The following is a 4367-nucleotide window of genomic DNA, read 5'->3' on the forward strand; positions in this document are numbered from 1 at the left end:
GGGTGTGTGGGGCGGGGCCGGCGGGCGCGGGGGTGTGCTGGCGGGGGTGGGCGGGGCCGCCCCCCCCCCCCGCGGGGCCGCGCCCCCCCCCGGCCCGCAGGCGTGAGGCCCGCAGCTCATCCCCCCACCCGCGTGGCGCTGACGAGACGTGGCCTCCGCCGCCCCCCAACGGCATGGAGGCATAATGGGGCGCTACGTCGCCAGGCGACTGCTCCAGATGATCCCGGTCTTCATCGGGACCACACTGTTGATTTTCCTCATGGTCCACGTCCTTCCCGGCGACCCCATCAGGGCGATGTGGGGGGACAAGGCCGCGGACCCCGCGCAGGTCGCGTCCCTGCGTCATGAGTTCGGGCTGGACCAGTCCCTGCCGAAGCAGTATCTCGACTACATGGTCGACCTCTTCCAGGGCAACTTCGGCAAGACCTTCGGCGGCCGCCCGGTCTCCGAGGAAATGAGCATGGCCTTCCCGGTGACCCTCCGCCTCGCGGCGGTGGCCCTCACCATCGAGATCATCGTCGGCATCGGGCTCGGCGCCTGGGCCGGACTCCGGGCCGGCCGCGCCGCCGACACCGGCGTGCTGATCTTCACGCTGATCGTCATCTCGATGCCGGTCTTCGTCCTCGGCTATCTGGCCCGGTTCATCTTCGCCGACGAACTCGGCTGGCTGCCACCGAATGTGCAGGATTCGATGGACGTGGAGCAGCTGCTGCTGCCCGGCTTCGTCCTCGCGATGCTCTCCATGGCGTATGTGGCCCGGCTGACCCGGACCACCTTCGCCGAGAACCTGCGCGCCGACTACATGCGCACCGCGCTCGCCAAGGGCCTGCCGCGCCGCCGCATCATCGGCGTCCACCTGCTGCGCAACTCGCTGATCCCCGTGATCACCTTCCTCGGCACCGACGTCGGCGCGCTGGTCGGCGGCGCGGTGGTCACCGAGGGCATCTTCAACGTCCAGGGCGTCGGCAATCTGCTGTTCAACGCGCTCGGACGGCGGGAGGGCTCGACGATCGTCGGGGTCGTGACCGTCTTCGTCCTCGTCATCCTGCTGATCAACCTGTTCGTCGACCTGCTGTACGCGGTCCTGGACCCGAGGATCCGGTATGCCTGACATGACCAAATCCCAGTCCGGCGCGGCAGTCGACACGGCGGTCGACGCCGTGGCCCCGCCGACCGAGGTGGACACCGCCTCCGTCGCCGGCCCCGCCCCCCAGGGCAAGCCGCGCTCGCTGTGGGGCGACGCCTGGTACGAGCTGCGCCACCGCCCGCTGTTCTGGGTCTCGGCGGTGCTGCTGGTGCTGCTGCTGGCCATCGCGGCGTTCCCCGGGATGTTCACCGGCGCCGACCCGCGCAACGGCGATCTGACCAACCACTTCCTGACCAAGCCGGAGCTGACCCACTTCTTCCAGGCCGACTGGTTCGGCTACGACGGCCAGGGCCGCTCCATCTACGCCCGCGTCATCTACGGCACCCGCGCCTCCATCCTGGTCGGCGTCGGTGTGACCTCGGTGGTGACCCTCTTCGGCGGTCTGCTGGGCATGGCGGCCGGATACTTCGGCGGCTGGATCGACTCGGTCGTCTCCCGGGTCGTCGACATCTTCTTCGGCCTGCCGTTCCTGCTCGGCTCGATGGTCGTCCTGAACGCGTTCACCGAGCGCAAGGTGTACGTCGTGATCGCGGCCCTCGCCTTCCTCGGCTGGACCACCATCGCCCGGGTGATGCGCAGTTCGGTGATCACCGCCAAGCAGGCGGACTACGTCACCGCGGCGCGCGCGCTCGGCGCGGGCACCAACCGGATCCTCTTCCGGCACGTACTGCCCAACGCGCTCGCGCCCACCATCGTGGTCGCGACGATCTCGCTCGGCGCCTACATCTCCGCCGAGGCCACGCTGTCGTACCTGGGTCTCGGCCTTGCCGACCCGACGATCTCGTGGGGCATCGACATCTCCTCGGCCAAGGACGCCATCCGGGACAACCCGCATGTGATGCTCTTCCCGGCCGGGATGCTGAGCCTCACCGTGTTCGCATTCATCACACTCGGCGACGCGGTGCGCGACGCCCTTGACCCCAAGCTGCGCTGAGGAGGGCGTACGTGACCACTATCGAGAAGACCACGAGCGCCACCGCCCGCGTGGCCGACGACGACGACGGCACCCCGCTGCTGGAAGTCCGCGATCTGCATGTGGAGTTCCACACCCGGGAGGGCCTGGCCAAGGCCGTCAACGGCGTCAACTACAGCGTCCGCGCCGGTGAGACACTCGCCGTCCTCGGCGAGTCCGGCTCCGGCAAGTCGGTGACCGCCCAGGCGATCATGGGCATCCTCGACATGCCGCCCGGGAAGATCCCGCAGGGGCAGATCCTGTTCCGGGGCGAGGACATGCTCACCATGGCGGGCGAGGAGCGCCGGAAGATCCGCGGCCGCAAGATCGCCATGATCTTCCAGGACGCGCTCTCGGCGCTGAACCCGGTGCTCTCCGTGGGCTATCAGCTCGGCGAGATGTTCCGGGTCCACCAGGGCCTGTCCAAGAAGGAGGCCAAGGCCAAGGCCATCGAGCTGATGGACCGGGTCCGCATCCCGGCGGCCAAGGAGCGGGTGAGCGACTATCCGCACCAGTTCTCCGGCGGTATGCGCCAGCGCATCATGATCGCCATGGCGATGGCGCTGGAGCCGGACCTGATCATCGCCGACGAGCCGACCACCGCCCTGGACGTGACTGTCCAGGCCCAGGTGATGGACCTGCTCGCGGAGCTCCAGCGCGAGTACCACATGGGTCTGATCCTGATCACCCATGACCTGGGTGTGGTGGCGGACGTCGCCGACAAGATCGCCGTGATGTACGCGGGCCGGATCGTCGAGACCGCCCCCGTGCACGAGCTCTACAAGCGCCCGGCCCACCCCTACACCCGCGGTCTGCTGGACTCCATCCCGCGCCTGGACCGCAAGGGCCAGGAGCTCTACGCGATCAAGGGGCTGCCGCCCAACCTGCTCAAGATCCCCACGGGCTGCGCCTTCAACCCGCGCTGCCCCAAGGCGGAGGACATCTGCCGTACGGACGTCCCCGCCCTGGTGCCGGTCACCGAGCAGGACGGCACGGAGCTGCCGGGCCGCGGCAGCGCCTGCCACTTCTGGAAGGAGACCCTCCATGGCTGACGCCGAGAACAACGAGAAGGCCATGGAACCGGCCGCGGACGCCACCCCCAACGTCACGGAGGTGGAGACGGTCGACGCGGCCACCGAGGACGAGGCGGTCGCCGCGCTCGAGGCCAAGGTCGACCGCGGTGAGCCGATCCTCCAGGTGCGCAATCTGGTCAAGCACTTCCCGCTGACCCAGGGCATCCTCTTCAAGCGGCAGATCGGCGCGGTCAAGGCGGTCGACGGCATCTCCTTCGACCTCTACCAGGGCGAGACCCTCGGCATCGTCGGCGAGTCCGGCTGCGGCAAGTCCACCGTCGCCAAGCTGCTGATGACCCTGGAGACCGCCACCGCGGGCGAGGTCTTCTACAAGGGCCAGGACATCACCCGGCTGTCGGGCCGCGCGCTGCGGGCCGTCCGCCGCAACATCCAGATGGTGTTCCAGGACCCGTACACCTCGCTCAACCCCCGCATGACGGTGGGCGACATCATCGGGGAGCCCTTCGAGATCCACCCCGAGGTGGCCCCGAAGGGCGACCGCCGCCGCAAGGTCCAGGAGCTCCTGGACGTCGTGGGGTTGAACCCCGAGTACATCAACCGCTACCCCCACCAGTTCTCCGGCGGCCAGCGCCAGCGCATCGGCATCGCCCGCGGCCTCGCCCTCAACCCGGAGATCATCATCTGCGACGAGCCGGTCTCCGCGCTCGACGTGTCCGTCCAGGCACAGGTCATCAACCTGATGGAGGGCCTCCAGGACGAGTTCAACCTGTCCTACATCTTCATCGCCCACGACCTGTCCATCGTCCGGCACATCTCCGACCGGGTCGGCGTGATGTACCTGGGCAAGATGGCCGAGATCGGCTCCGACACCGAGATCTACGACCACCCGACGCACCCCTACACCCAGGCGCTGCTGTCGGCCGTCCCGGTCCCGGACCCGGAGTCGCGCGAGGGCCGCGAACGCATCATCCTCACCGGCGACGTCCCCTCCCCGGCCAACCCGCCCTCCGGCTGCCGCTTCCGCACCCGCTGCTGGAAGGCCGAGGACAAATGCGCCAAGGAGGTCCCCCTCCTCGCCATCCCCGAGCGCTTCGCCGGCACGGATTCGCCAGCGGCGCACGAGTCGGCGTGCCACTTCGCGGAGGAAAAGGACGTGGTTCACGCCTAGCGCTACCGCGCGGGGTGCGTAAGGCCACGAGGGCCCGCCCGGACCGTGATCAGCACGGTCCGGGCG

At 69.1% G+C, this 4367-nt stretch carries 4 protein-coding genes; all 4 read left to right on the plus strand.

What is annotated here, in order from left to right; translation table 11 throughout:
* The first annotated feature begins 184 nt into the window (after positions 1–184).
* The 4 genes from ACFXB5_RS52825 to ACFXB5_RS52840 are packed head-to-tail and all read left to right on the plus strand — an operon-like array spanning position 185 to position 4301.
* Positions 185–1111, plus strand: a complete 927-nt coding sequence (locus ACFXB5_RS52825) for an ABC transporter permease (RefSeq protein WP_385223093.1) — start codon at positions 185–187, stop codon at positions 1109–1111.
* Positions 1104–2081 carry an ABC transporter permease gene (locus ACFXB5_RS52830; RefSeq protein ID WP_385223095.1) on the plus strand — a complete coding sequence of 326 codons (978 nt, stop codon included), beginning with the start codon at positions 1104–1106 and terminating at the stop codon, positions 2079–2081. The genes ACFXB5_RS52825 and ACFXB5_RS52830 overlap by 8 nt, the downstream gene beginning before the upstream one ends.
* 11 nt (positions 2082–2092) lie before the next feature.
* Positions 2093–3151 (plus strand): ABC transporter ATP-binding protein, encoded by a 1059-nt coding sequence (locus tag ACFXB5_RS52835; protein ID WP_385223097.1) that lies wholly within the window; start codon positions 2093–2095, stop codon positions 3149–3151.
* A complete protein-coding gene (locus ACFXB5_RS52840; protein WP_385223099.1) occupies positions 3144–4301 on the plus strand; it encodes an ABC transporter ATP-binding protein in 1158 nt (385 codons plus the stop codon). The genes ACFXB5_RS52835 and ACFXB5_RS52840 overlap by 8 nt, the downstream gene beginning before the upstream one ends.
* The last annotated feature ends 66 nt before the right edge of the window (positions 4302–4367 follow it).

Source organism: Streptomyces sp. NPDC059455 (genome assembly GCF_042750115.1).
Lineage (GTDB): Bacteria > Actinomycetota > Actinomycetes > Streptomycetales > Streptomycetaceae > Streptomyces > Streptomyces endocoffeicus.